Source organism: Adlercreutzia faecimuris, assembly GCF_022669055.1.
Taxonomy (GTDB): domain Bacteria; phylum Actinomycetota; class Coriobacteriia; order Coriobacteriales; family Eggerthellaceae; genus Enterorhabdus; species Enterorhabdus faecimuris.
This window is the reverse complement of sequence record NZ_JAJMLW010000001.1, coordinates 648,725-673,614: the sequence shown is the minus strand read 5'-3', so window position 1 is coordinate 673,614 and position 24,890 is coordinate 648,725. Positions and strand designations below refer to the sequence as shown.

The window sequence follows — 24,890 nt, the reverse complement described above, 5'->3', positions numbered from 1 at the left end:
TGTTCCGACTTTGCCTGATGGGCGGCGCGTCGCGTGCCCGCGACCCCGCAGGGCGGGTGGCGCCACCGGCGTTTACGGTTACTGGTATAGCGCGGGATTCCCACCCGCATTCCCCCAGGCTGGCCGCCCCTTGCGGCCCGCCCGCGCCTGCCGGCGCGACCATCAATGCCAATGCCCGCCATTGTACCACTCGGTATGAGAAGGAGAAGAGGCACCGGCTATTGCCACCTTGCCAGAAAATGCGACTTATCACACCGATTCGGGGCTCGATTCGCAGAACCGGCGCCCCCTATCGCACGTTTTCCCAGGTCGCGAAAGACAGCGACGCGAATTGAGGCGAAATCTCGCGTGATAAGTCCCATTTTCTGGCAGGGCGATGTGATAAGTCGCGTTTTCTGGCAGCCCACGGCGGGATGGCACCCAGGAAGACGGCAGCCTCGCGGCGAGATGGTACCCGGGAAGGCGGAGACCCCGCGGTGGGATGGCGTCCGGGAAGACGGCAGCCCGTGGCGAGATGGCGCCCGGGAAGACGAAGGCCCCGCGGTGGGCGAGGCCTTCGGGCGTGCGCTGGATGCGGATGCGGGGCGCGGCGGGCGCGCACCGCGGGCGGCAGGGCTAGCCGACCGTCACCTCCTCGGCGTTGAGGCCGGCGGAGCTGATGGTGCCCACGACGGTGACGTGGCGGCCGACGAGCGCGCTCGCGTCGATGCCGTCGCCCACCTTCAGGCCCATCGCCCACACGTCGCGCTGGCTGCCGTCCAGGGTGAGGCGCAGGCCGCCGTCGGGCTTGAACGTGAGCGAGCCCGGGGTGCCCGTCACGGTGCCGCCCAGCTCCACGAGGTCGCCGGTCGAGCACTTCAGCCCGTACTCGGGCCGGCCGCCCTCCTGGCCGATGGGGCCGGTCTCGCCTTCCTCGCCCTCGCCTTCCCCCTCGCCTTCGCCGGGCTGCGCCACGGTGAGGTCCTCGACGGTCACCTCGTCGTTCAGGCGGTCGACCTTCGCCACCCAGCCCTCGGTGTCCGACCAGGTGACGGCGATCTGCGCGGTGCAGTTGTGGCGCTTGAGCAGCTGGTGCTCACGGCCCTCGGCGTCAGACTCGGCCACCTGCTCGTCCTTAGCCATGGTGACGGTGATGGTGCCGCCGCCGGTGGTCAGGCGCGACGAGCTCTTGGGCTCGACGCCAGCGAACAGGGTGCCCACGGCCGGGTCGTAGGCGGTCAGCAGCGAATCGAGGTCGTCGGTGATGAGGGCCGCGTTGGGCGCTGCGAGCGGCTGGGCCGTCATCGTGCCCAGCTCCAGGTCGCCCTCGCGCCACGTCTCGCCGGCCTCGTCGTAGGCGAAGGTGAGCGTCACGGGCACCGTCAGCAGCATGCCCTTGTTGCGGAACAGCGCGTCGGCCGTGACCTGGCGCGTGATGATGACGCCGCTGCCGTCGGGTCGCTCGACCACGTCGCCGACGGCCACGTTTTCGAACTTCGGGCCCACGAGGTTGTCGGTGGGCACGTAGTGGAACTGGGAGGCGTCGGGCGCCTCCATGCCGGCGGCCTCGAGCACCTGCTGGGCGCGCGGGAGCGTGAGCGCGACGCGCTGGCCGCGGTCGGCGGAAAGCGGCGCGTCGCCGCCGCGATCGGCGAAGAAGAACCAGTACACGCCAACGCCTGCGGCCGCGAACAGCAGGATGACGACGAGGGCCACGGCGATGCCACGGCGGCCGCCGCGCGACGTGCGCGAGCGGGCGGGCTCGACGGTGCCGTAGGCTGCGGCGGGCCGGGCCGAGCGGGACGCGGGCGCGGCCGGGCGCACGCGGGGCTCCTGGACGCGGGGCATCGCGGCCGTGGCCGCCGGGACCGCGGCGGGACGCGGACGATCGGCGGGCTCGGCGTCGACGTCGGCAGACGCAGGGTCGGCGTCGGCGGGGAGCGCCGCCGTCTCGGCGGCGACCTCGGGAGATACGGGCTCGGACGCGCGGGCCTTCTCGGCGGCACGCACGCGCTCGGCCTCGCGCCGGGCCGCGGCCGCGGCCGCCGCGAGCGGGTCGAGCGACGCCTCGTCGGCGGCGGGGACCTCGGGCTCGGCAGCGGCGGGCGGCAGGTCGACCGCGAGGTCGGCCGCCGCAGCGGGCGCTGCATCAGCGGCAGGCTCGGCGGCCTCGGACTCGGCTGCCGCGGCGGTCGCCGCGTCAACGGGCTCGGACTCGTCGGAGGCAGCCTCGGCCTCGGCGGACTCAGGCGCAGCGGGCTTCGCGGCGGCGGGGGTCTCGGCGGGGCTTCCGGCTAGATCGGCGGATTCGGCGGGAGCGACGCCCTCCAGGTCGGAGGCGTCGGGGGCGGCAGACGCGCGCTCGTCGGCGTCAGGCGCGTCGTCGTGGGAACGAACCATGGGGGTTTCCTCTCCTCAGGCACCCGCCGGGGCGCACCGCGGCGGGGTTGGTGCTGGCTCTATTGTACCCACGACCGCCCCAAAGCGCCAGAAGGAAGGGGTGCAGCGCAGGGGAGGCTCACCCGGCAATGAAAGCCCACCTGGTGCGCGCGACCACTCCCCCAACACGCAAGCCCCCGGCGCGCTTCCGAGAGAGGAGGAGGGAGACACAACCGGCAGGAAGGAGCGGGACGAGGGTCGCGACGCAGGAAGCTCACCCGGCAACGAAAGCCCACCTGGTGCGCGCGACCACCCCCTCAACACGCAAGTCCTCGGCGCGCTTTCGAGAGGGGAGAAAGCGCGGGCAGCGAGGGACGTTTTCGGAGCGCAGCGCACTTCCGGGGGACACGACGCGCTTTCAGGTACGGCGGGCAACGGAGGGCGAGCGGCGCGCTTCCGAGAGGGAGAGCGCCCTCAAGCACAGCGAAAAACACCCGAATGGGCGTTTCATATCCATTTTGGCGAGTTTTCCGAGGCAAGCGCCGCCCCTGCGGCGCGCGCCGAGGACGTTTCCCCAGGTCGGCAAAAATCGGAGGCGGCGTGACGGCGCGATGCGCCCGATTTCGGGCCTCCGAGGCTCGGAAAACTCGCCAAAATGGATATGAAACGCGATTTTCGGTGCAAGGGTGCCCTTGGCGAGCGGGCACGCGAGGCGCGCGGGCACGGGGCGGCGCCCAGCAACCCCAGCCCGGCGCGCCTAGGCCCTCTCCCAGGTGAAGGCTATATGGTAGAGCTGGACGCCGCCGTTGCGGTAGGCGCGGATGCTCGTCAGGTTGCCGGCCTCGTCGTAGGCGAAGTCGCGGTAGCTCACCTGCTGGTCGTCCTGGTAGCAGCGCACGCGCGACACGCGGCCGCCCGCGTACTGCACCTCGTACACGGGGCCGTCCAGCGTCGTCTCGCCGCCCGACCACGTACCCGTGGCCAGCGCCACCAGGCGCTGCGAGCCGTCATAGGTGGGCGCCAGCAGCACGCCGCCGTCCTCGCCGTCCCGCGACAGCCGGATCAGCCGCGGCACCTTGAACGCGGTGACGTACTCCACCGCCACGTTCCACGGATGCGCGCCCGACGACGCCACGCTCACCAGGTTCTTGTCCTTGTCGTAGGTGAACAGCACCGTGTCGTTGGCCGTCACGTCGTCGTGCACCACGGTCGCCTTGTTGGCCCCGTAGACGCCCGACCCCAGCGCCTCGTTGACGAAAGACGCCTCGAAGTCGCGCTGCGTGGCGCCGGCCCCGTCGCCGCGGTCGGCCGTCACGGCGCCCACCACCTTCGACACCGACCCGTGCCCGTCGTAGGACAGCGTTACCGCCGACAGGTCGTTACTGCTCTTGTACAGCTTGGCCGTCTTCACGCGGCCGGCGTCGTCGTAGGTCCACTCGGCCTTCTCCACCCACTGGTCGGTGGGCAGCGGCAGGCGCACCGGGCTCTCCAACGCGGCGCGCACGTTGAGGAAGAAGGGGTTGCCCGCCGCGAAGGACAGCCCCTCCAGCAGCTCATCGGCCGTGGCGACGGCCGAGTCGGCCTCCGAAGACGCCGAGCAGTCCGAGATGGCCGCCTTCGCAAGCCGCCACCCCGGCACCGGCCCCGGCGCGCCCGGCATCACGCCGCCCGCGCCCGAGCCGGCGGCGGCCGACGCGCTCGCGCAGGCCGCCACCCCCAGCGCCAGCGCCACCAGCAGGGCGACCGCCGCCGCGGCGGCCGCGGGCACGCGCAGCGGCCTCCTCCCTGCCGCGCGGCCCTCCACGTCAGCCACCTAGTACTCCCGCTCGAGCGTCTCGATGACGGCGTTGGCGCGACGGTCGCAGCTCTCCTCGCCGCACTGCTCGGCGCCCACGGTGCACGGCTCGTCGGGGTTCACGTTGATGCAGTGGGTGTGCATCGGCGCGATGACCTTCGTGTAGACGAGCGCCGCCAGGACGCCGCCCACCAGCGGGCCCACGGTGTACACCAGGATGACGTCCCACGAAAACGCCAGGTTACCGAAGCCCACCATGTAGCCCACCAGGCGCGGGCCTAGGTCGCGGGCCGGGTTGAGGCCGGCGTTGGTCAGCGGGCCCACCAGGCCGATGATGACGGTGATGGTCAGGCCGATGAACAGCGGCGCCAGATGCGAGTTGGGCCGGCCCGTGTTCTCGGTGGAGGTCAGCGAGAAGATGACGATGACCAGGATGAACACGCCCAGCCCTTCGGCGAAGGCGCCCACCACGTTGGACACGATGGCGGCGCTGGTGTTGGGGAACACCTCGCACCAGATGCCGGACGCGGCGGACTTGGCCATCATGGTGACGCCAGCGTCGCCGAGCCACTTCATGACCGAGTCGGCCAGAAGGCCCCACAGGGCCAGCGCCGCGCAGAAGGCGCCCGCGAACTGGCCGAGCAGGTAGGGCACCAGCTCGACGGCCCGCATGCGCCGGGCGCACACCATGGCCACCGACACGGCCGGGTTGAAGTGCGCGCCGGACAGGTGGCGCGTCACGTAGATGGCGATGGCGATGGAGACGCCCCAGATCATGCCCACCTGGAAGGGGCCGGTCATGGCGCCGAACAGCGACGTGGTAGCCACGGCGCCGATGCCGAAGAAGCACATCATGAAGGTGCCGATGAACTCTCCGGTGAAGAGTCTCAGGTTCTTGTTCTTCAATGCAGTACCTTTCACTAAAGTCGAGGCTCGTCGAGCAGCGAGTCGTCTATGAGGATGAGGGGCGCCAGCGCGCCCCAGGCGGCGTAGAAGCCGGTCTTGGCCTGGTCGGCCACCGAGCGCCCCCAGGCAGGGACCCACGGCGCCACGAAACGGCGGAAGAAGGCGGCCGCCTGCGCGTCCGCCCCGTCGGCGCCGCCAGCCCCGTCGCGCAGGAGCACGAACAGGAACTCCAGCATCACCGACAGGTGGTCGCCCGGCTTGCGCCGCTCTTGGCTCAGCACCAGGCCGCGGGCGCGGTAGGCGTCCTCCACCGCCACGGTGGAGGGGCCGCCCAGCTGGCGGGCGCCGTCCAGGTGGTAGGAGGCGTAGGGCGGCGCGAGCATCTTCCACGCGCCGATGAACAGCGCCGTGTAGTCGCGCTGCACGTCGAGCAGGTCGGCGCCCTCGAGCGCGCGGGCCATCGCGTCCAGCCCGTCCGCCTCGGGCGAGCCGTCGGCGTAGAGCGGCCGCAGGCCGGCCACGGCGCCGGCCGGGGCCCGCAGGCCCTCCGGGTAGCGCATGAGCGCCGCCGCCTGCTGGTACACCAGCGCCTGGAACGTCATCTCGTCGCGGTTCACGGGGCGCCTACCTTCCGAAGGTTCCCACGTAGCTCACCGAGGGGCGCGTGCCGTAGTCCGGGTGGCTCACCTCGACCGCGCCCGCGGCCAGGGCCTTCGCCACGTCGGATTCCGGGTCGTCGGCGTCGCCCCACAGCCGCGCGCCGGCGGCGCACATCTCGGCGCAGTAGGGCGCCTCGCCCTTCTCCACCCGGTGGATGCAGAAGCAGCACTTCTGGGCCTTATGCTCCTCGGCGTAGGTGAGCGCCGTCTGGGCGCCGTGGTTGCCGTAGGGCACGAGCGCCCCGCTGGCCTGGGCCACCTCGCGCCCGGTGGCGGTGCCGCCGGGGATGATGGCCGAGGTGGCGTCGAAGGCGGCGTAGCCCGCGGCGTCGCGCAGCGTCACCATGCCGTAGGGGCAGGCGGCCACGCAGGCGCCGCAGCCGATGCAGCGCTCGGGGTCGTGCAGGGTGAGGCCGTCGCGCTTGTACAGGGCGCCCACCGGGCAGGCGGCCACGCAGGGCGCGTCGGCGCAATGGTTGCACATCGTGGGGATGTACTTGTAGCTGACCTGGGGGAACTCGCCCGTGGTGACCACCTCGTGGTACGACAGGAACGAATCCTCCCCCACTGTGTTCTCTAGCTTGCAGGCTATCTGGCAGGCGCTGCAGCCCACGCACCTTCCCAGGTCGATGACCATCGTGTACCTCGTCATGAGCTACCTCACCTCGCCTTCCGTCTGGCCGCCTCCGGCGCCCCCAGCGCTCCGGACGCGCTCGACGCGCACGCGGGTGTTGCCGCCGTGGCGCGCGGTGGACGAGCTCAGGTGCTCCCATTCCGCCACCAGAAGGTCGTTGTTGTTACCGCCGCGGGGGATGGCGCGCTCGTAGTCCGCGGCCGCCACGTGCCCGTAGGCCCAGTGGCCCTGGCCGTAGCACTTGACCACCACGCCGGGGCGGGTGCCCTCCCAGGCGCGCGCCCGCACGCGGATGGACCCGGTGGGCGACACGACGTCCACCTCGTCGCCGTCGGCCAGCCCCAGGGCGGCCATGTCGCGGGGGTTCACCTTGAGCACGTCGTCCCAGGGCTCATCGCCCGGGTCGGCGTCCTTGAAGTCCTGGTACCAGGTGGTGTTGGCCGAGCGGCCCTCGCGGTTGAGGCGGGAGCGGTGCTCGCTGAAGATGAGGGGAAACTCGTCGGGGTCGCCGTTGCGGTAGGGCTCCTCGTAGTGCGGGACGAAGGCCCGCCCGTCGCGGGCCTGGTAGTTGCAGGCCTCCATCAGCTCGTTGACCGAGCGCTTGTAGCGGTCGACGTGGCCCTGGAGCACCTCCTTGAGCGTCTCGCTGTAGAACTCGAACTTGCCCGTCTTGGTGCCGAAGTCCGAGTAGTGCTTCTTGTAGGTCATGCGGTCGGAGTTCCACACCCCGTTCTTGAGGAAGTCGGCCCACTTCTTCAGGTCGTCCCCGCCGGCGGCGAAGGCCGGGTCCCACGCGGGCTGGGTGAATATCTTCACCACCGACTCGCCGAACTCCTCGGCGTTGGTCGGCTGGTTGCCGGTGTAGGGGTCGCGGCACTCGATGCGGTAGTAGTCGGCCAGGTTGGGCCAGCCCTTCTCGGCCAGCTTCTGCGCCAGGTCCCAGGCTATCTCGGTCTCGTCGTTGCGCGCCTCGAAGAGCGTCTCGACGCAGGGCTGCTCGACGGACAGGTAGGCGTAGAGGTTCATCTTGTTCTTGACGAAGCCCCAGGCCTCGAACATATGGTGCTTGGCCGGCAGGACGATGTCGGCGAACTGGCTCATCTCCGAGGGGTTGGTGGTGATGTGCACCAGGTAGGGCAGCTTGGCCAGCGCCTCCTCCCAGCGGGCCGTGCCCGTGCAGGAAAACACCCAGTTGTTCCAGTAGGCGATCATCATCTTGAGCCCGTAGGGCTCCTCGGCCAGGATGGCGTCGGCGATGCGGTTGGTGTTCTGGTTGTGGCTGGCCTGGGCCTTCTCGATGGACACGAACTCGAAGTACTGGCGCTGGTCGGCCTTGGGCTTCTTGAGCGCCTTCTTCGCCTTGGAGTCCTTGTAGGCGTACAGGTCGGCCAGGTGCCCCGTGGGCGCCGACGGGCTGCGCAGGATGCCGCCCTCGGTCTCGTAGGAGCCCGCCAGCCCGTTGAGCGCGAAGCAGGCCATGCCCGTGTAGCCGCCGCGCGGCGTCATGGTGACGCCGGGCGATATCCATGACACCGCCTTGGCCTTCTGCGTGGCGAAGTCGCGGGCTATCTGGTAGATGTCGTCGGCGTCGATGCCGCAGATCTCGGCGGCCCACTCGGGCGTCTTGTCGTGCAGCTCGAGGTTCCACCAGCGGCAGATGCCGTAGGTCTTCTTCTCGTCGAACCAGTACTCGTCGCCGCTGCTGGGGCCGCCGGGGTACACCTGGTTGCCGCCGCGGTACTTCCCGTACTGCTGCCACAGCGACTCGTCGAGCGGCTTGCCATAGGCGAAGTAGTTGGTGCCGTCGGTGAAGTCGCCGACGAACTCGCGGTTCCACAGGCCCTCGGCCAGGATGACGTGGGCGATGGCGCTGGCCAGCGCGCCGTCGGTGCCGGGGATGATGGGCAGCCACTTGTCGGCCTTGGCCGCCGTGGCCGACAGCCGCGGGTCGACCACGATGACCTTGGCGTTGGCCCGCATCTTGCCGAACTGGCTGATGGCGTTGGATATCTGGCGGTTGGACGAGATGGGGTCGGTGCCCCACAGGATGAGGTACTTGGCGTGCAGCAGGTCGTAGTCGTGGTAGTCCCAGTAGCCGCACAGCGCGCCCGTGGCCAGCTTCTCGGCCTCGGCGCAGATGGCCGCGTGCGAGAACCGGTTGGGGCTGCCGTAGATCTCGGGCAGGGCCTTGTGGAACACGTCGGCGATGCCGGTGGAGCGGCCCTTGGCCATGGCGAGCTTGTAGGCCTCGCCGGCGTTGCGCAGCTCGAGCATCTTGTCGGCTATCTCGCCGAGGGCCTCGTCCCAGCTGATGGGGACGAAGCCGGGGTCGATGCCGCGGCCCTTCTCGGGGTTGGTGCGGCGCATGGGGTACTTCACGCGGTCGGGGTCGTAGAGCTGCTGGAGCGCCAGCATGGCGTTGGGGCAGACGCAGCCGTGGTTGCCCTTGGCGTTGGGGTTGCCCTCCACCTTGACGGCGCGACCGTGCTCGACGCGCACGCGCACTGCGCAGTTGGACGTGCAGCCCTGGCAGCTGGACATGACCCACTTGCCCGCGCTGGCGGCCTTGTCGTCGGGCGCCTCGACGGCGCCCGGGTCGGCCGGCTCGTCGGCGAACGCGGTCAGCGGCTGGGCGGCCAGGACGGCCGCGGCGCCGGCGGCGGCGCCGATCCTCAGGAACGACCGGCGGTCTATTGGTTGATCGGTTGGTCTCATGGGTGGTGCTCTCCCCTCCTCTCGTTGTCGGGGTGTGATCTCGGGGGTGATGCGCCGGCGTACGCCGGGTCGGCGGGGACGCGCGACGCGTGCTGGCGGGCGCCCGGCAGGCGGCGGGCGCCGGGTCGGCGGGGCCGGGCGACGCGTGCTGGCGGGCGCCGGGGCGACGGAACCGGCGGCTGGGCGCTCAGGGCGCGCCGGGTCGGCGGAGACGCGAGCGGGCCGCGATGTGCGCCAGGTGGCGCCTGATCGGCGGGGCCGGCCTAGGGCGCTAGCAGCCGGCGAAGGGGCCGTAGTGGACGGAGCGGTCGCCGTCCACCTTGAAGTGCGCGCCGAAGCGGGTATCCTGCACCATGGCGCAGGAGTTACCGCACACGGCCAGCGGCTCGCCGGTGACGAAGCGGTGCCCCGCGTCCAGGTCGAAGTAGTCAGGCAGCCCCTCGATGGTGCCCAGGTAGGTGGCCTGCTGGCCGTACTGCTCGCAGATGTCCTCGATCTTGTCGGGGGCCTTGACGGCGCGGATGGTGCGCACCGTGAAGCCGGCGTCACCCGCGACGGCCGCCTCGGCGGCGTCGAGCGGCAGCGGCTGGCTCGCAACGGTGCGGAAGTCCTCCCAGCCGGCCGCGCGCATGAGGCGGCGGAAGTCCTCGTAGTAGGCGGCGCCGGCCAGGGTGCCGGCCAGCGCCGGGTCGGCCTTCTGTGCGGCGCTCAGGCGGCGGTCGCAGAACACGTCGGTGACGTACAGCTCGCCGCCGTAGGCCAGCACGCGGAACGCGTCGGCCAGCAGGGCCTCCTTGTCCGCCGCGGCGCTGACGATGCCGGTGCCCACCAGCACGTCAGCCGAGTCGGCGGGCGCGCCGGCCAGGGCCGCCGCGTCGACGCGGGCGAGGCCGCGGTCGACGGCAAGCCCCAAGTCGAGCACGCGGAAGCCGTCGGTCATCGGCGGCAGCGGGCCTGCGCCAAGCGCCTCGATGCACGCGATCATCTCTTCGCTCATGGTTGGTTCCTTCCTCTCCCTCGGGTTCGCCGCCGGCGGAGGGATGCCGGCGGCGCTGCGACGCGCGCTCCTCCCCCTATTAGTAACGCACTGCTACTGGATATTTACTTGTATTAGATTATGTCCAATAGCAGATTGATAATATTACTAGTGAGAAGATAAGGGAAGGCCCTTGGCGGGAAGTGGCTGCAAACGTGGCGAAAAACACCCGAATGGGCGTTTCATATCCATTTTGGCGAGTTTTCCGAGGTTCGGAGGCCCGAAAACGGGCGTATCGCGCCGTCGCGCCGCCTCCGATTTTTGCCGACCTGGGGAAACGTCCTCGGCGCGCGCCGCGGGGGCGGCGCTTGCCTCGGGAAACTCGCCAAAATGGATATGAAACGCGATTTTCGGTGCAAGGGCGCCCCTAGCGCGCGGACTGGCGTGCCCGAGCGCGAGGCGGCGTGCCAGACGCGAAGCACGGGGCCACCGCATGGGACACGCGGGCTGGCGCGCCGGGACGTGGGCGTAGGTGGGCTACACGCTCGGGTGCTGGGGGAAGAAGGGGCAGGCGGTGCGCAGGCACTCGGCGTTGCGAGCCATGAAGGAGCAGGTGGTGCGCGCGGGCAGGTCCATGGCGACGCCGAGCTCCTCGGCCGTGTAGGCCGCGGCCTCCTCCAGCGCGATGAAGCCGGTGCGCTTGCAGCAGCGCGGGCCGCCCACATCGGCCAGGCGGCCGAGGATGCGCGAGGTCAGACGCGCGGCCTGCCCCCACGGCTCGGGCGTCATCGGCGTTGCGCCCAAGACGATGGACAGGTACATCCCCGCGCTGATGGCCGCGCCGCAGCAGCCCCAGTAGCCGCAGGTGCCGCCGGGCACCGCGAGCGAGCGGCGGCGCAGCTCGGCCAGCGCCGCACCCAGGTCGAGGTCGCCTCCGGCATTGCGGTACGCCGTCAGCAGGACGGCGCCGACCAGGGTGTGATGCTCGGGGCCGTTGGGGTAGATGGCGTCGTCGGCCATGATCTGCTGGGCCAGCGCGATGGGGTCGCGCTCGTCGCTGACGGAGCAGACGGCCATCACGTGATCGACGCCGCGGGCGCGGTGGCAGGCGTCGCACACGTAGTGGCCCGCCTGGCAAACGGCATGCCCCGTCTCGACGCGGCCGCACTCCTCGCAGGTGACCTCCTGCGCCTCCTCGAAGTACCGCAGCGGCTCGCCGCACACCAGGCACACGCCCAAGCTCCTCGCCATCCCGCGCTCCTCTCCCCTGGGGTTTAATTGGCGGGTGCCATTATAGGACATGGACTAGTAGGGAGGGTGGAGGGAATGCGAGGCGGAAGGGGTGGGGTGCGAAAAAGGGGCCGCCCGCAGGCAGCCCCTTTCAGGTTCTTGGCGTTTGCGCCCTCGCGCCTTCGCGCTCACGCGTCTTCGCGTTGCACGTTGCGCGCTCTTCGCGGCCCGCCCGCCTTCGCGCATTCGCGCCTCGCGGACAGAGCGCCTTTGTGCCTTCGCGCTTCGCATTGCGCACTTCGCGCCTCACGTTGCGCGCCTCGCGCCCACGCGCTCTTCGCGACCGGCGCGGGCGGGGCGCTTGCGCCTAGTAGCGGGGCGTCTGGACGGCGCGCCAGGCGTCGGCGGCCCACTCGGGGGCGTAGCGGCCCACCCAGTGCGCGACGGCGCGCAGCGAGACGATCGTCGCCATGGCCGAGCCGGCGGCGCACAGCACGTACCACACCAGCACGAGCACAAAGCCGATGATCCCCATCGACCCCACGGCCATGGCCGCCGAGCCGGCGGTGGCGCCGCTGCTCAGGGCCATCAGCGGCCCGATCATCCCGGCGAAGCCGATGCCCATGAACAGGACGCCCACCACCAGCAGCACGAGGCCGACGACCAGGTCGGGCAGCACGCCGGCGGCCAGCAGGCCCGTCCAGTTGCGCTTGAGCACGTCCCAGGCGCGACCGACCTGGAAGCCCTCGCCGAGGGATCCCATCATGGCCATGCGCGTGCCCAGCAGCAGGGTGAACATGGCCGAGAACAGCATCAACGCCAGGGCGGCCGCCCAGCCGAGCAGCGGCACCCAGCCCACGATGGCCGACGCGATGCCGACGACCAGCCCCACGACGAGCGCGATCACGAAGTAGTAGAAGCCGATCTCGAAGTTGCGGCCGCTCACCATCTGGCGCGGCATCGGGGTCTTGGCGCCGAAGGGCACCTCGCGCGACCAGTTGAGGCCGTAGCCGTACACGACGAAGTTAAGGATGGGCACGCAGCCGATGAGGCCGAGCAGCACCATGCGGCCCTTCCAGCCCTCCGACGTGGTGAGGTCGTTCAGCGCCGCCTTCACGCAGCCCTCGGCGTAGACCGGGCGCGGCTCGACGGGCTGGGGCTGCGGCGGCACGGGCGCGGCGCCGTAGGGCGACTGCGGCTGCGGCGGCACCGGGGCGCCGGGGCCGCCCGGGGCAGCGCCCGGGCCGGGCTGGGCCTGGTAGCCGGGCTGCTGGTAGGCGCCCTGCGGCGGGATCGCCGCGGCGCCGGCCGGGACGCCCTGGGGCTGCGCCGCGGGCGCCGGCTGCTGCGCGGCGCCGGGCTGCGCGGCCGGCGCGCCCTCGGGCTGGGGCGCGGGCGCGCCCTGCTGGGCGGGATCGTTGTGGTCGGTCATATCTACTCCTTCTTGTCGAGAGCCTCAGGCTCTATGGTCGCGAGATCGGATGCCGCAGCGGGGCCCACGCCAGCTCCCGTCCCCGCGACGGCCGCCGGCGCCACGGGGGCGCCCGGCGCCTGCGGGCGGCGGGACAGGTCGGCGCGGATGCGGAAGTACTCCCACACCAGCAGCACGAACAGGATGCTCATCACGATGAGGTAGCTCAGCACGGCGCCGGGCAGCCCCGTGAACGTGACCAGCAGGATGGGCACGAACAGCGAGAACCCGAAGGTGACCAGGTACAGCGTGGTCACGTCCTTCTGGCGCCGCATGACGGTGATGGTCTGGTACAGAAAGTCGATGGCCGCCGTCACGCCGCCCGCCGCCAGCATGATGAGCATGAGGCCGCGGAACTGCTCGAAGTCGACGCCGTAGAGGAAGCTCATCACCGGCACGCCGATCCACGCCATCACCGCCACGTTGGCGACGGTGATGCCGACGATCACCAGCAGGATCCCCACCATGATCAGGTCGAACTGGCGCCGCTTCCCCGCGTCCTGCCACACGCCCGCCATGCGCACGAGCAGCGGCTTGTACACCAGCTGGGCCGTGATGAGGATGCCCTGGGCCGGAAAGTACAGCGCGTTGAAGTACAGCTGGTTGTCGTAGGAGAGCTGGCCCTCCATCACGAACTTCGGCATGTTGTCGATGACCGCGTACAGGAACAGCGCCACGAACAGCGGCGCCGTGTTCTTGAACAGCGCGAGCACGCTGGCCGGGCTGGCCTTGCGCGACTTGGGCGTCTCGAGCAGCGTGAGCGGGTAGGTGACCACCACGAAGGTGGCCGCGGCGGCGATGGCCATGGCGAAGGCGGCCACCACCATGTTGCGCGTCACGAACAGCGCGATGGCGAACACCACCAGCGCCAGCACCGAGCGGATGGCCTGGGACGCGCCGGCCAGGTAGAGCTTGTCCACCTGCTGGAGGCGGCCCTCGTACACGTCGGCCAGGCCGTCCACCATGCGATAGAGGTAGATGCCGATGGAGATGTAGAACATCTCGCTCTCGTAGCCACGGATGGAGCAGTAGGCGACGCCCACCAGCACCATCAGCACGCAGGTGATCCAGCGGTTGACCTGGTAGTCTGCGAAGGAATGCGTCTCCTCGACGTCGGATATCTGGTAGGTGCGCACGCCGAAGTTGGCCAGGATCATCAGAAGCGAACCGGTGACGAAGGCCATGGAGAGCATGCCGGCCTGCTCGACGCCCATGAGCTGGGTGGCGATCATCGTGAGCAGGGGGAACACCATGCCCCACGCGCCGACGCCCACCGTGTTCCAGATGAAGTCGCGGGTGGTGCGATGCGCAGCGTAGTGCTCTTCCTGGCCGGAGAGGCCACCGTCGGATATGGCGCCCATCACGCGGTCGAACCACTGGTTGACCAGGCGCGCGATGGGGTTCTGCCGCGGCGGGCGCTGGCCGCGCGGGGTCTGGGGAGCGCCGGGCGCGCCGGCGTGCGCGCTTCGGGCGCGGGCATCGGCGGAGACGACGTCCTGCTCCGCGCCGCGGGCGGCGCGGGGGCGCGGGGAATCGGCGGGGACGGCGGCGCGGGCGCGCTCGCGCGAGACGCGGGGGCGCGAGGCGTCGGCCGCGAGGGGCCGCGTGCGGCCGTCGTCGGGAAGGCGCCGGGTGGGCTGGGCGGACGCGTCATCGGCGGAGGCGCGGCGGGAGGGCGCGTCGGCGGCGAGCCGCCGGGTGGGCTGGGCGGACCCGTCGGCCGCAGTACGGGGGCGGGCGCCGCGCGGGGGCCGGCGGGTGCCGGGCCGGGACGCGGCCGCCCGGGCACGCGGGCGCGCAGCCGGTGCTGAAGAAGCCGATGGGACGCCGCCCTCGGAGGAGGACGCGCGTCCCATCGGGCGCGGCTCTTCGTTGTGGTGCGTGGCGTCAGCCATGATGCGGGCGAATCCCTCTCGTGCGCTTCGTGCTCGGTGTCTCAAGCTAGGAAGTATAGTAGTCCTATGAACCAGGTTATCAAGCCCACACGATCAGCCCATAAAAGGAAGCGAAAGCGTCATCTAGGAAGAGAGGCGGAGAGGGCGTTTCTGCCACCGGCGAGGCGTCGTGCTCACGCGCGGGCGGCTCCCCCCCCCAACGCGCAAAGCACTCGGCGCGCGGAATGGGGGGGTGCGCCACCCCTCTACGCGAAAACGCACGAAACGAGGGGGGGGGATGCCGCCCCTACTCGGAAGCGAGCGATCCCCCTACTCGGAAGCGCGCCGGGCGCTTGCGTGATGGGAGGGTTGTCGCGCGTAGCCGAAGAACCTCGGAGTGGGGGTACGCCCGCCCATAAACGCGGGGAGGGCCGGCAGGCCCTCCCTCACATACTTCCCTACCGGCGGCGCCAGGCTATGACCAGCACCACCACGGCGGCCAGCACCACGACGCACATCGCGATGGCCAGCAGTGGGGCCGCGTCGCCGGTCGGGGCGAGCAGCGTCCCCGCCGCCGGGGCCCCATCGGAGGCGCCCGGCGCGTCGGCGCCAGCGCCCGCCGACGCCCCGCCGTCCGCGCCACCCGGGGCGCCGCCGACGGCGCCCGAGCCCCCGCCCGCGCCGCCGGCTCCACCGGCCCCGCCGCCTGCGCCGGGCGCCGCTTCGCCGGCCACGGCCAGCGTCACGGGGCCCGCCACGGCGCCGGCCGGCGTCGCGCGCGCGGCGAAGCGGCCGTCCACGGCCTCCACGCGCTCGACCGTCACGGCCACCTGCGACGACGCGCCGGCGCACTCGACGCGCAGCACGCCCAGGGGCACCACGCCGTCGCCATCGGCCGCGGCCAGGGGCTCATCGCCCCCGGACACGACCAGCGTCATCACGCCGTCCTCGTAGACGGCCTCGGCCACCACGGCGCGGCCCTCGAGCGCGTCGTCGAAGGCGAAGTCCGCCCCGCGCACCTCGGTGCCGTCCGCGCCCTCGATCGCCACGCGCACCAGCAGCGAGCGCTCGCCCGCCGCCCCGGTCACCGTGACGGGGATGCCGCCGTCGACCACGGCCAGCGACGCCACGCCCAAGGGCGCGCCCGCACTCGCCGCCGTCGACCCGGCGCCCGCGCCGGCGTCCGCGTCCGCGCCAGCGCCGCCATCCGCGCCAGTCGCGCCACCTGCGCCGGCCGCAGCCGCCGCGCCGCCGTCCCGGGCGCCGTCCTCCGGCGCGGCCCACGCCTCGCACGGCGTCAGCAGCAGCGTCGCCAGCAGCGCCGCCGCCAGCATCCGCCCGGCCAGGCCCGCGCGGCCCGCGCGCCTCGTCTGATGAAGCCCTCTCATCATGCCTCCCTCATCGTCACGCGATCGAAGTTGAACTGCACCGTCGGCAGCGCGGCGGGCACCTCCACCGGCAGTGTGTCGGCCACCAGGCGCTCGCCTTCCAGGCTGTGCGCGTCGTCGACGCGGTACAGCTCGGCCCGCACCGACGCGGGCTGCCTCACCTGGGCCAGCTCGTCGGGCGTCAGGTAGTACAGCCAACGGCCCTCGGCCGTCTCGCCCAGGTCGCCCTGCGCGGGCACGTCGGCGAAGAACACCTGCGTGCCGGGGATGAGCGCGCCCTCGCCGTCGTAGAGCTTGAGCGCGTTGTAGGCGGGGTTGCCCTTGTACGACCCGGTGACGACCATCGAGCCGGCCGGCACCACGTCGCCCTCGGCGATGCGCAGGTCGCTACCGAGGCGCCCCACGCCGTTGGACAGCAGGTCCACGTCGTCGCCCGTCGGCCCGAGCACGTCCAGCTCGGCCACCGACGCCGCGTCCTGCCCCACCGCCGTCAGGCGCAGGTAGGAGGCGTCGAAGGTGTAGAGCCAGCCGTCGCCCTCGCGGTTGAACCACACGGTGGCGCAACCGTCGGCGTCCAGCTCGAAGGCGCCCTCCTGCACGCAGGCCCAGCGCACCCCGTCGCTGCTCACCTCCACCTTGAAGTCGCGGATGGCGTCGGCCGAGCCGGCGCGGTAGCGCAGCGCGCACACGGCCAGCTCCTCGCCGAACCCGACGGTCACCGACGCGGGCTCCGCGCTCCCCGCAGGCAGCGCGCCCGCGAACGCCGTGGACGCGTCGCCGTCGATGGCGCGGGCCACGGCGGACGACGCGGGCAGCCCGCAGGAGTCGCCGTCCGGTTCGGCCTCGACGGCGTCGTCGGCCGCGCGCAGCGTGGTGGTCGCCGTCCAGCCGGCTTTGTCGAGCGTGCCGTCATGGGACACCTTCATCGCGGGCAGCGTGACCGTCCGCGTGCGGTTGAGGTGCTTGTCTACGCCACACACCTCGTAGGTGAAGACGCGGTTGTTCACCGTGGCGATGGTGTCGGTGTAGGAGCCCTCACCGGCCTCGACGAAGGCCACCGGCACGCCGTTGCGCCTGATCTCGTAGCCCAGCAGCCCCTCGCCGGCGCCCTCGGCTGCGAGGGCTATCACCACGTCGGGCGAGTTCGGCTCGCGGCTCGCGGACGCGCGCACCGTGGTGGCCGCCGCCGTGGAGCGGCCGCCGGCCAGCTGGTAGGCGCGGGCGTCGTCGCTGATGTACTGGATGGGACGCTCCTCGGCCGGGAACTGCGCCGCATAGGCGCGCGTGGCCGCGTCGGGCGCGAGGCCCCACGCCTCGAAGTACGCCATGAGGTCGCGCTCGGCCGCCGCACAGGCCAGCCGCATGAGCGCGTTGTCCTTGTCCGCGCCGGCCAGGGTGAGCGCCACGCCGCCCTCCGCCGCCTTCGGCGCGATGGCCTGGTTGCGGGCGTAGGCGTCGACGCGGGCGAAGAACAGGTTCTCGAACTGCTCGGTGTAGGTGTCGTAGGTCTTGAAGTTGTAGCCCCGGTCGTAGGCCAGGTGCAGCTGCCAGTAGATGCCGATGCCCGTCTTGCCCGCCGGCGCGCCCTTCACGCCGGAGGTCACGCGCCGGTACAGCGCCGGGTAGGTCCAGCGCGCCGAGGCGTTGGTGTCCTGCCCCTGGGCCAGCTGGGCGTAGTAGTTGTTCGTCACCTCGGCGATGGCGTAGGCGCCCTGGTTGATCTCGTGGCCGATCTCGTGGGAGATGCCCCAGCCGTAGTAGTGGCCCGACTGGTAGCGGCCCTCATCATCGAAGGCGACGCCCTGGGTGCTGCACAGGCCGGCCGTCGAGCCCCACTCCACGCCGATGTGCAGGCCGCCGGCGTACATGAACGCGCCGGTGAACATGCGCATGTAGCGGATGTTCTGCCGCGCCGTGGGCAGCCCGTTGCGCGTGCCGAAGCGCTCCTGCTCGGCCGCGGTGAGGTTCCCCAGGCCCTTGTGCTGGTAGAACAGGTGCATCATCTCGTCGGCCTCGGCCAGCGCGTGGCTCACCTTGGCCGCGCGCTCCTCCACGGTACCCGACCCCAGGCCGGCCAGCACCTGGCTGGCGGGGACGGAGAACATGAGGGTGTCGCCCACCACGTCGGTGGCGTTGGCGATGCAGTTGCGCGGGTCGTAGCCGTAGGCGTGCCCGGCCTCGGCGTGGGTCGCCTCCAGGGCGGCCACGGCCTCGTCCAGGTCGCGCACGTAGTCGGCGCAGCGTGCGAGGCGCTCGGCCTCGTCGCCCACCCCGTGCAGGTCGAGCACGGGGATGTCGGCGCCGCCCACCACGCGCACGGCGTAGGAGCGCGGCGCGCCAGACGACACGTACTCGACGTAGAGCGCGCCGCCCTTCTCCACGTCCAGCGACACGAGCGAGGGGATGGTGACGGTGTTCATGCCCACCTTGAGCGTGCCGACGACCGTCTTCTGCCAGGCGTTCACCTCGGAGTGGTACTGGGTGGCGATGAGGCGCAGCGGCGTCGCGGAGCCGGCGGCGGCCCCGGCGCCGCCCACGTAGACGGCCACCTCGTCGCCCGCCTTCGCGGCCACGCCCAGCGGCTGCCAGGCGTTGAGGCCGCCCACGTTGGCGTTGACGGCGGCGCGGACGGACGGGTCGACGGCCACTGGCGCGCGCAGCCCGCGCTCCTCGAGGACGGCCTGGGCGTTGTCGAGCTCGGCCGCGAGCAGGTCGTGGCGCGGGTGCAGCTCGCCGCAGGCGGGGTCGGGCGCCTCGACGCGGGCCCGCAGGTTGGCGATGGCCTCGGGGGTCGCGCCGTCGGCCAGCACGGTGTGCAGGTCGTCGGCCCACAGCGCCGCGATGTCGTCGGCCAGGGTGTCGTGCTCGTAGAAGGCCAGCTCGGCGATGGTGACCGGCGCCCAGTAGGCGCGGCAGTAGGTCACCTCGACGGTCTTCGCGTCCGAGGCGGGGAAGCTCACCATGACGGAGTTCGGGGTGTCGGGGATACCGGCCCAGGTCAGGCCGTTGGCCGAGGAATAGGTGGCCCGGTTGCCCGCGCCGTCGTCCACCGTCACGCGAATCTCGTGCATCGAGCAGTAGCCGTTGCCCAGGTAGGTGGTCAGCGCCAGGCTGCTCATGCGGTAGACGTCGTCGAAGGTGACCGACACGTTGCCCCAGCCGTCGTTGTGGCGCGCGGAGTAGAAGTAGGTGTCGTAGTCGCCGTCCACCAGATGACGCGGCTCGAAGTCGGGCACGCGGGACGCGTCGTGCGGCGCAGCCGTCACGTCGACGATGTGCGACGCGAGGGAGCTGTCCTGCACGGTGCGGTTGATGAGGCGGTACCAGGGCACTTTCGCCGTGCGGTCGATGGTGGTGCCGCTGTACTGGGTGGACGGGCCGGACGTGCCGCAGTCGTTGCTGGCGGTCAGGTACACGAGGTAGCGGGTGCGGTTGCGCAGGCCGCCCACGGTGTAGCGGGTGTCGGTGATGCCGTCGACGGAGTGGAACGAGGGCTCGTCCTCGGCCTTGTAGTACAGGGTGTAGCGCGCGGCGTCTTCGGCCTGGCGCCACGACACGGCGATCTCGCCGTAGCCGCCCTCCACCTTCACGTACTCGGGGGCCGCCGGCGCCTTGCTCGCGCGGGGCGTGACGGTGGCGGCGTCGCCCCAGGGGCTGCGCCAGTCGCCGTTGACGGAGCGCACACGCACCTGGTAGTCGGTCTCGTTGGCCAGCTTCCCGGTGGAAAGCGAGGTCACCTCCAGCATGGGCAGCACGCAGGGGCGCACCTCGGACGCGTCGCCCTGGGACACCTCCACCTCGTAGCCGGTGACGTTGACCTGCGGGTCCCACGACAGCGAGAAGCGCTTGTCGCCGGCCGTGGCCGCGAGGTTGCGGGGGATGTTGAGGTCGGGCGGCGCGATGCGGTCCTCCATGCCGTTGAGGAACTCGACCGTGGCGATCTCGGCCAGCTTGTTGGACGCGGTGGCCGTGATGCGGATGGTGATCTTCTTCACCGCCACGCGCGTGCCGAAGTCGATGACCACCAGGCCGCTTTCGGCCTCGACCGTGCCCGTGGCGTCCAGGCCGCTCGTGCGCAGGACGTGGACGCCCTCGGCCGCGAAGGGGATCTCCTGGCCGGTGCCGTCGGCCAGCTCGACGATGACGCTGCCGGCGCGCGGGGCGCCCTCGGCATCGACGGGGGCCTGGATGGTGAGGCCCGCCAGCTCGGCGCCCTTGGGCTCCACCGTCACCTCGACGGGCGCGGCGCCGGATATCTCCTGGCCGTCAGCCGGGACGAGCGCCACCGTGGCGCCGTCGTCGATGAAGAGGCTGGCCAGGTCGGCGTCGCCGGCCAGCGCGGTGCCCGCGGCCAGGGCCGGGGCCATCTGGGTGCCGTCCTTGGTCAGGCGCACGGCCGCCTGGACGCCGGCGCCCTCGCGGGCGGCCCCGAGCGTGGCGGCGAGCGCCTGCACGTCGGCCAGGTCGACGGCGCCGTCGCCGGTCACGTCGAAGCGCGCCTCGGCGTCGCGGCCGGCGGCCGCGGCCGCGACGGCCCGGGCCAGCAGGCCTGCGTCGCCGGAGCCCACCTCGCCGTTGCCGTTGAAGTCGCCGTAGGGCGCCAGACCCACGCCGGCCGCCTCGGCGTCCAGGCCGCCCATCAGGCTGTCGACCAGCTTGAGGACGGCGCGGTCGCCGTCGGCCAGGTCCAGGCGCTGGCTGAACGTGCCGAAGCCGTCGCCGCGCACGGTGAGCACGTAGGTGCCGGCGGGCACCGTGCCGAGGTGCGCGAAGAACGGGCAGGCGCCCGTCACGCGGTCGGCCGGCGCGTCGGCGGACACGGGCGCGGCCTGCTCGGCCTCGAGCGCGGCGACGGTCGCGGCCGCCGACGCCTTGGGCGCGAAGGCGACCGGCTCCCCCACGGGAGCGCCGTCCTCGGTATTCAGTTGTGCTGTCAGGTCGGCCGCCAGCGCGGCCCGCGGAACGAACGACGTGAGCTCCACGTCGACGACGGCGCCCTCGAGGGAGCCTGCCCCCGCGGCGTCGTCGGGCCCCGGCGCGGCGGCCGCGGCGGACGCGGCGTCGGCGGGGGTCAGTTGGTCTTCCAGGTTTCCGGCGGCAAGATCATCGTTGTTCGTTTCCAGCTGCGTTTCGGTCTGCTGCGCCTGCGGGCTGCCCTGGTCCTGCGGCTCGGCGACGGCGATGGCCGGCGCGCCGAACAGCGAGAACCCCAGGCAGAGCGCGGTGACGCATGCGGTCACCCGTCTCACTTCCCAACCTCTCTCTCATTTGCAAGGTGCTTCCCGGGCCGCCCGGCCGCCGCCTCCCCCAGAGGTGCACGAACCCAAGCCGAGCCCGGCATCGGCAACATTATAGCAACAGGATGAGCGAAGAGGTCAAGTATGAGCTACCTGGTGACGGAAGCGCCGGAGGACGAGGCCGGGCGCGCAAGGGGGGGGGTGCCGCCGCCTGCGGGCGCTCGCCGCGTGGGAACGCGTCGCCCGCCCTCCCTCGGAAGCGCGCCGAGGACGTGCCGGTGCGGGCAGGGTGTCGCGCGCACCTGGGCTTCCGGCTGGTGAGCGCCGCCCCCCTTCCCTATTCCTCCCCTGCCTTTCCCGCGGGCTTGCGGAGCACCTCGGTGTAGGAGTCCTCGCGGATGCCGCGCTTGAGCAGGCGGCAGAACAGCGCGAGCGTCACGGGGATGGCGAGCGCCAGCACGGCGCCCAGGTCGAAGGACGCCACGGCGCCCATCTCGTCGATGACGATGCCGCCGAGCGACGGCCCGAAGGCCATGCCGCAGGTGCTGCCGGCGTTCATCCAGGTGATGGCCTCGGTCAGGCGGTCGCCGGGGACGGAGCGCTCGCAGGCGGCGTTGCACACGATGAGGAACGGCCCGTAGAACAGCGCGCCGATCGTCGACACCACGAACAGCGACTGCACCGAGTCGATGAGCGCCATGGACCCGTAGGCGCAGCCGATGAGCACGCCGACGCCCACCAGCTGGAGGTACTGCGGCGCGCGCAGGCGGATCATCCCGAACACAAACCCCATGATCATCGACATGAACGACGCGATGACCAGGATGACGCTGGCGATGGTGGGGTCGCCCAGCTCCTCGGCCAGGGCCACCGTGGCCGTGTCGAAGATGCCGAAGAACGCGCCGAAGAACAGCATGAGCAGGAACAGCACGCGCACCACCGCCGACGTGCGGAAGACGCTCTTGGGGCGGCCGGCGCCCTCGGGGCGGGCGGGGGCGCCCCAGCCGGGCTCGGGCTCGGTCGAGCGCGAGAGCGTGAGCACCGTCACGCCGATGGCGAAGCTGATGCCGCCGACCAGGAGGCCCGCCGTCGGGAACAGCGCCGTGGCCAGCGCGATGGATATGGACGGGCTGAACATGAAGCCGACGTCGTCGAGCACGCCCTCGTAGGAGAACATGGTGCGCAAATCGGGCGCGGCATCGCCCAGGCGGCCGGTGCGGATGAGGTAGGTCCAGCGCGCGCGGGTGAGCGCCTGGGGGTTGGGCACGAAGCCCATGAGTACCGCCGCCGCGAACAGCAGCCCATCGGGCCCGCCCGCGGCGACGGTGGCCAGCATGACCGCCCAGCCGGCCAGCGTGATGGCGGCGGCCGCCGGCACGACGCGGTGCTGGCCGCGCTCGTCGACGAGCTTGGATATGCGCGGCGAGATGAGGAACGTCGCCAGCGCGATGGTCGACGACACGAGCCCCGCGATGAGGAACGACCGGCCCGCCAGCGTGATCATGGTGATGGTGCCGATGTTCATCATGTAGGAGTAGAAGCGCATGAGGAAGCCGCCCACGTCAAAGGCGTAGGCCTGGCGGACGCGCAGGATGGCGCGGTATACCCCGGGGTCGAATTTCTTGGTCATAGCCTAGTGATTATAGGGGTTCGGCGGCGGCGCGGCAGCCCCGCGCCGCCGGCCGTTGCCGGGTTCTCATATTGAGAGCGACGCGACGCCTTCCCCTTACCCCACGGCGACGAAGACGAGGACGAGGAACAGCGCCGTCACGGCGACGAAGCCGGCGATGACGGCCCAGGCGCCGGGGCGGCCCAGGTTGAGCGTCCAGCCGATGCCGAAGCGCTCGGGGACGAACAGGCTCGCGTCGTCGCGGTTCACGTAGAAGATGCCGAGCTTCCAGTGCGCGTCGTCGTCCGCGGGCATGACGGCGCCCGGCCCCGCGGCGCCGGCGTCCTCCATGCGGCGGAACAGGCGCGAGCCGGCCTGGCCGTAGACGACCGAGATGGCCACCGAGCCCACCAGGATGGGCGCCACCGCCACCACGATGACGACCGCCGCGCCGCCCAAGGTGATGGCCCCGACGGCCGAAAGCATGAACGACACGCCCAGAGCCACGGTGATGATCAGGCCCGATACCAGCAGAAGCACGCTCTCGGCGCGGGCGAACAGCCCGTAGGCCAGCGCGGAGGTCACCGGCGCGCCCGGGCTGGCCGGCCGCTTGGACCGCAGGATGGACCAGTGGCAGAACACGAGGCACGCGATCATGAACAGCTGGACCAGCACGGGGAAGAACACGCTGCCGACGCTCTTCGGCTCCCAGCGGTTGACGTTGCCGGCGAAGTCGGCGTGCATGGGCACCATGTCGGGGATGGACGGCCACAGCGCCACGCCCAGGGCGACGGTGCCCAGCACCACCGGTACGTAGAGCAGGTTCCACGCGAGCGGCAGGGCGCGCGGGAGGTCATCCTCGGCCACCACGGCGACGGCTTGAGCGCGCGGCGCCGACCAGCCCTCGGCCCGCTTGACGGCCTGGACGCGGCGGCGGAAGTGCAGCATGAGCGCGAAGGACACGGCGACGGGCGCGAAGGTGGGCAAGGTGACGAGCGCCACCAGCCCGAGCTCGCTGCCGAAGACGCCCGGAAAGACGGCCAGGGCGGCGCAGAAGCCCGCGACGCTCGCCGCCGTGACGGCGGCCACGACCGCGGCGTAGCGGCGGCGGAAGGCGACGAGGCGCGGGTCGCGACGCGCGCCCTCGGGCACGGTGACCGCGAAGCACTCGTCCTTGCGCATGAGCCAGGGGGTGGCGGCCAGAAGGCCGCCGGTCGCCACGATGCAGGCGACGAGGGTGAGGACGAAGACGAGCTCCACGGGAGCCTCCTAGGCGCGGGCCGCGGCGGGCGCGGCGAGGTCGGACGGGGCGAGCGGGGCGCCGGCGGGGGCATCGGCGTCGGCGGCGCACTCGGCAGGAGCGAGACGATCGCCCCGGGCGTCCAGGCCGAGGACGCCCACGTCGCGACGCGGGCCGCTGACGCCCGGGTCGCCGAAGACGGCGGCCGCCTGGGCCGCGGCCAGCGCGACGAAGGCGGGCTCGTCGCCGCCGCGGGCGCGCCACTCCAGGGCGAGGGCCTGGAGCGCCTCGGCCGTGTGCGCCTCGGCGTCGGCCCGGCGCGCCGCCGAGGCCGCCTGGGCGGTGTCCGCCACGAAGGCGCCGCTGCGGCCGCGCATGAGCAGGTAGCCCTCGTCGCGTAGCACCGCGTAGGCCTTGTTCACCGTATGCAGGTTGATGCCCAGGTCAGACGCGAGGGCACGCACCCCCGGCAGGCGGTCGCCGGGCAGGAGCTCGCCGCGGGCGATAGCCCCCACCACCTGGTTGCGCACCTGCACGTACAACGGATCCGGCGAATCCTGATCGATGCGAAGGATCATGTCCGCCACCCTCTCACGAATCTGTTCTACCTGTTATAGCATCAGTATAACACTGAGCCCCGGCAAGCGTGCCGCTTCCCTTCCTCCCCTTCCTCCCTCCCCTGCCGCGCGCCGGCGCGTCCGGAAGGCAACCGGACGGCGGCGGAACGGGGCCCTCGCTTTCGACTTGCGGTAGTATGGCAGTCGGCCATTCGCGCCCCCGCGCCGGGGCGCCCCACGT

At 71.8% G+C, this 24,890-nt stretch carries 15 protein-coding genes and 1 riboswitch; all 15 genes read right to left on the bottom strand.

What is annotated here, in order from left to right; translation table 11 throughout:
• Window positions 1-50 precede the first annotated feature (50 nt).
• Window positions 51-129: riboswitch (adenosylcobalamin-variant (AdoCbl-variant) riboswitch) on the bottom strand.
• A gap of 486 nt (window positions 130-615) precedes the next feature.
• Window positions 616-2,379, bottom strand: a complete 1,764-nt coding sequence (locus LPT13_RS02185; RefSeq protein ID WP_242163035.1) for a hypothetical protein — start codon at window positions 2,377-2,379, stop codon at window positions 616-618.
• A gap of 736 nt (window positions 2,380-3,115) precedes the next feature.
• The gene (locus tag LPT13_RS02180; RefSeq protein ID WP_242163033.1) at window positions 3,116-4,171 is read right to left on the bottom strand and encodes a hypothetical protein; all 1,056 of its coding nucleotides are present in this window, start codon (window positions 4,169-4,171) and stop codon (window positions 3,116-3,118) included.
• Window positions 4,172-5,059, bottom strand: a complete 888-nt coding sequence (locus LPT13_RS02175; RefSeq protein WP_242163031.1) for an MIP/aquaporin family protein — start codon at window positions 5,057-5,059, stop codon at window positions 4,172-4,174.
• A gap of 14 nt (window positions 5,060-5,073) precedes the next feature.
• Window positions 5,074-5,676, bottom strand: a complete 603-nt coding sequence (locus tag LPT13_RS02170) for a TorD/DmsD family molecular chaperone (protein WP_242163029.1) — start codon at window positions 5,674-5,676, stop codon at window positions 5,074-5,076.
• 7 nt (window positions 5,677-5,683) lie between these two features.
• Window positions 5,684-6,370, bottom strand: a complete 687-nt coding sequence (locus LPT13_RS02165) for a 4Fe-4S dicluster domain-containing protein (RefSeq protein WP_242163027.1) — start codon at window positions 6,368-6,370, stop codon at window positions 5,684-5,686.
• Between the two features lie 3 nt (window positions 6,371-6,373).
• Window positions 6,374-9,067: a molybdopterin-dependent oxidoreductase gene (locus tag LPT13_RS02160; protein ID WP_242163025.1), complete on the bottom strand. Its 2,694-nt coding sequence runs from the start codon at window positions 9,065-9,067 to the stop codon at window positions 6,374-6,376.
• A 271-nt stretch (window positions 9,068-9,338) separates the two neighbouring features.
• Window positions 9,339-10,064: a class I SAM-dependent methyltransferase gene (locus LPT13_RS02155; RefSeq protein WP_242163023.1), complete on the bottom strand. Its 726-nt coding sequence runs from the start codon at window positions 10,062-10,064 to the stop codon at window positions 9,339-9,341.
• 516 nt (window positions 10,065-10,580) lie between these two features.
• Window positions 10,581-11,294: a DUF5714 domain-containing protein gene (locus LPT13_RS02150; RefSeq protein WP_242163021.1), complete on the bottom strand. Its 714-nt coding sequence runs from the start codon at window positions 11,292-11,294 to the stop codon at window positions 10,581-10,583.
• Between the two features lie 346 nt (window positions 11,295-11,640).
• Entirely contained in the window at window positions 11,641-12,705 is a 1,065-nt protein-coding gene (locus tag LPT13_RS02145; protein WP_242163019.1) for a hypothetical protein, read from the bottom strand.
• Between the two features lie 2 nt (window positions 12,706-12,707).
• Window positions 12,708-14,639, bottom strand: a complete 1,932-nt coding sequence (locus LPT13_RS02140; RefSeq protein ID WP_242163017.1) for a lipopolysaccharide biosynthesis protein — start codon at window positions 14,637-14,639, stop codon at window positions 12,708-12,710.
• Between the two features lie 437 nt (window positions 14,640-15,076).
• The gene (locus tag LPT13_RS02135; protein WP_242163016.1) at window positions 15,077-16,006 is read right to left on the bottom strand and encodes a hypothetical protein; all 930 of its coding nucleotides are present in this window, start codon (window positions 16,004-16,006) and stop codon (window positions 15,077-15,079) included.
• On the bottom strand, window positions 16,006-21,246 hold the full coding sequence (locus LPT13_RS02130; protein WP_242163014.1) for a fibronectin type III domain-containing protein: 5,241 nt from the start codon (window positions 21,244-21,246) through the stop codon (window positions 16,006-16,008). The genes LPT13_RS02135 and LPT13_RS02130 overlap by 1 nt, the downstream gene beginning before the upstream one ends.
• A gap of 334 nt (window positions 21,247-21,580) precedes the next feature.
• Entirely contained in the window at window positions 21,581-22,873 is a 1,293-nt protein-coding gene (locus LPT13_RS02125; RefSeq protein ID WP_242163012.1) for an MFS transporter, read from the bottom strand.
• 96 nt (window positions 22,874-22,969) lie between these two features.
• Window positions 22,970-24,112: a DUF1648 domain-containing protein gene (locus tag LPT13_RS02120; RefSeq protein WP_242163010.1), complete on the bottom strand. Its 1,143-nt coding sequence runs from the start codon at window positions 24,110-24,112 to the stop codon at window positions 22,970-22,972.
• 9 nt (window positions 24,113-24,121) lie between these two features.
• Window positions 24,122-24,670, bottom strand: coding sequence for a GntR family transcriptional regulator (locus LPT13_RS02115; protein ID WP_242163008.1), 549 nt, complete (start codon window positions 24,668-24,670; stop codon window positions 24,122-24,124).
• Between the last annotated feature and the right edge of the window lie 220 nt (window positions 24,671-24,890).

Coding starts and splice junctions, on each gene's coding strand:
- LPT13_RS02115 (WP_242163008.1), bottom strand. CDS start 24,670: ATGATCCTTCGCATCGATCAGGATTCGCCGGATCCGTTGTACGTGCAG.
- LPT13_RS02165 (WP_242163027.1), bottom strand. CDS start 6,370: ATGACGAGGTACACGATGGTCATCGACCTGGGAAGGTGCGTGGGCTGC.
- LPT13_RS02155 (WP_242163023.1), bottom strand. CDS start 10,064: ATGAGCGAAGAGATGATCGCGTGCATCGAGGCGCTTGGCGCAGGCCCG.
- LPT13_RS02140 (WP_242163017.1), bottom strand. CDS start 14,639: ATGGCTGACGCCACGCACCACAACGAAGAGCCGCGCCCGATGGGACGC.
- LPT13_RS02125 (WP_242163012.1), bottom strand. CDS start 22,873: ATGACCAAGAAATTCGACCCCGGGGTATACCGCGCCATCCTGCGCGTC.
- LPT13_RS02150 (WP_242163021.1), bottom strand. CDS start 11,294: ATGGCGAGGAGCTTGGGCGTGTGCCTGGTGTGCGGCGAGCCGCTGCGG.
- LPT13_RS02135 (WP_242163016.1), bottom strand. CDS start 16,006: ATGAGAGGGCTTCATCAGACGAGGCGCGCGGGCCGCGCGGGCCTGGCC.
- LPT13_RS02185 (WP_242163035.1), bottom strand. CDS start 2,379: ATGGTTCGTTCCCACGACGACGCGCCTGACGCCGACGAGCGCGCGTCT.
- LPT13_RS02145 (WP_242163019.1), bottom strand. CDS start 12,705: ATGACCGACCACAACGATCCCGCCCAGCAGGGCGCGCCCGCGCCCCAG.
- LPT13_RS02160 (WP_242163025.1), bottom strand. CDS start 9,067: ATGAGACCAACCGATCAACCAATAGACCGCCGGTCGTTCCTGAGGATC.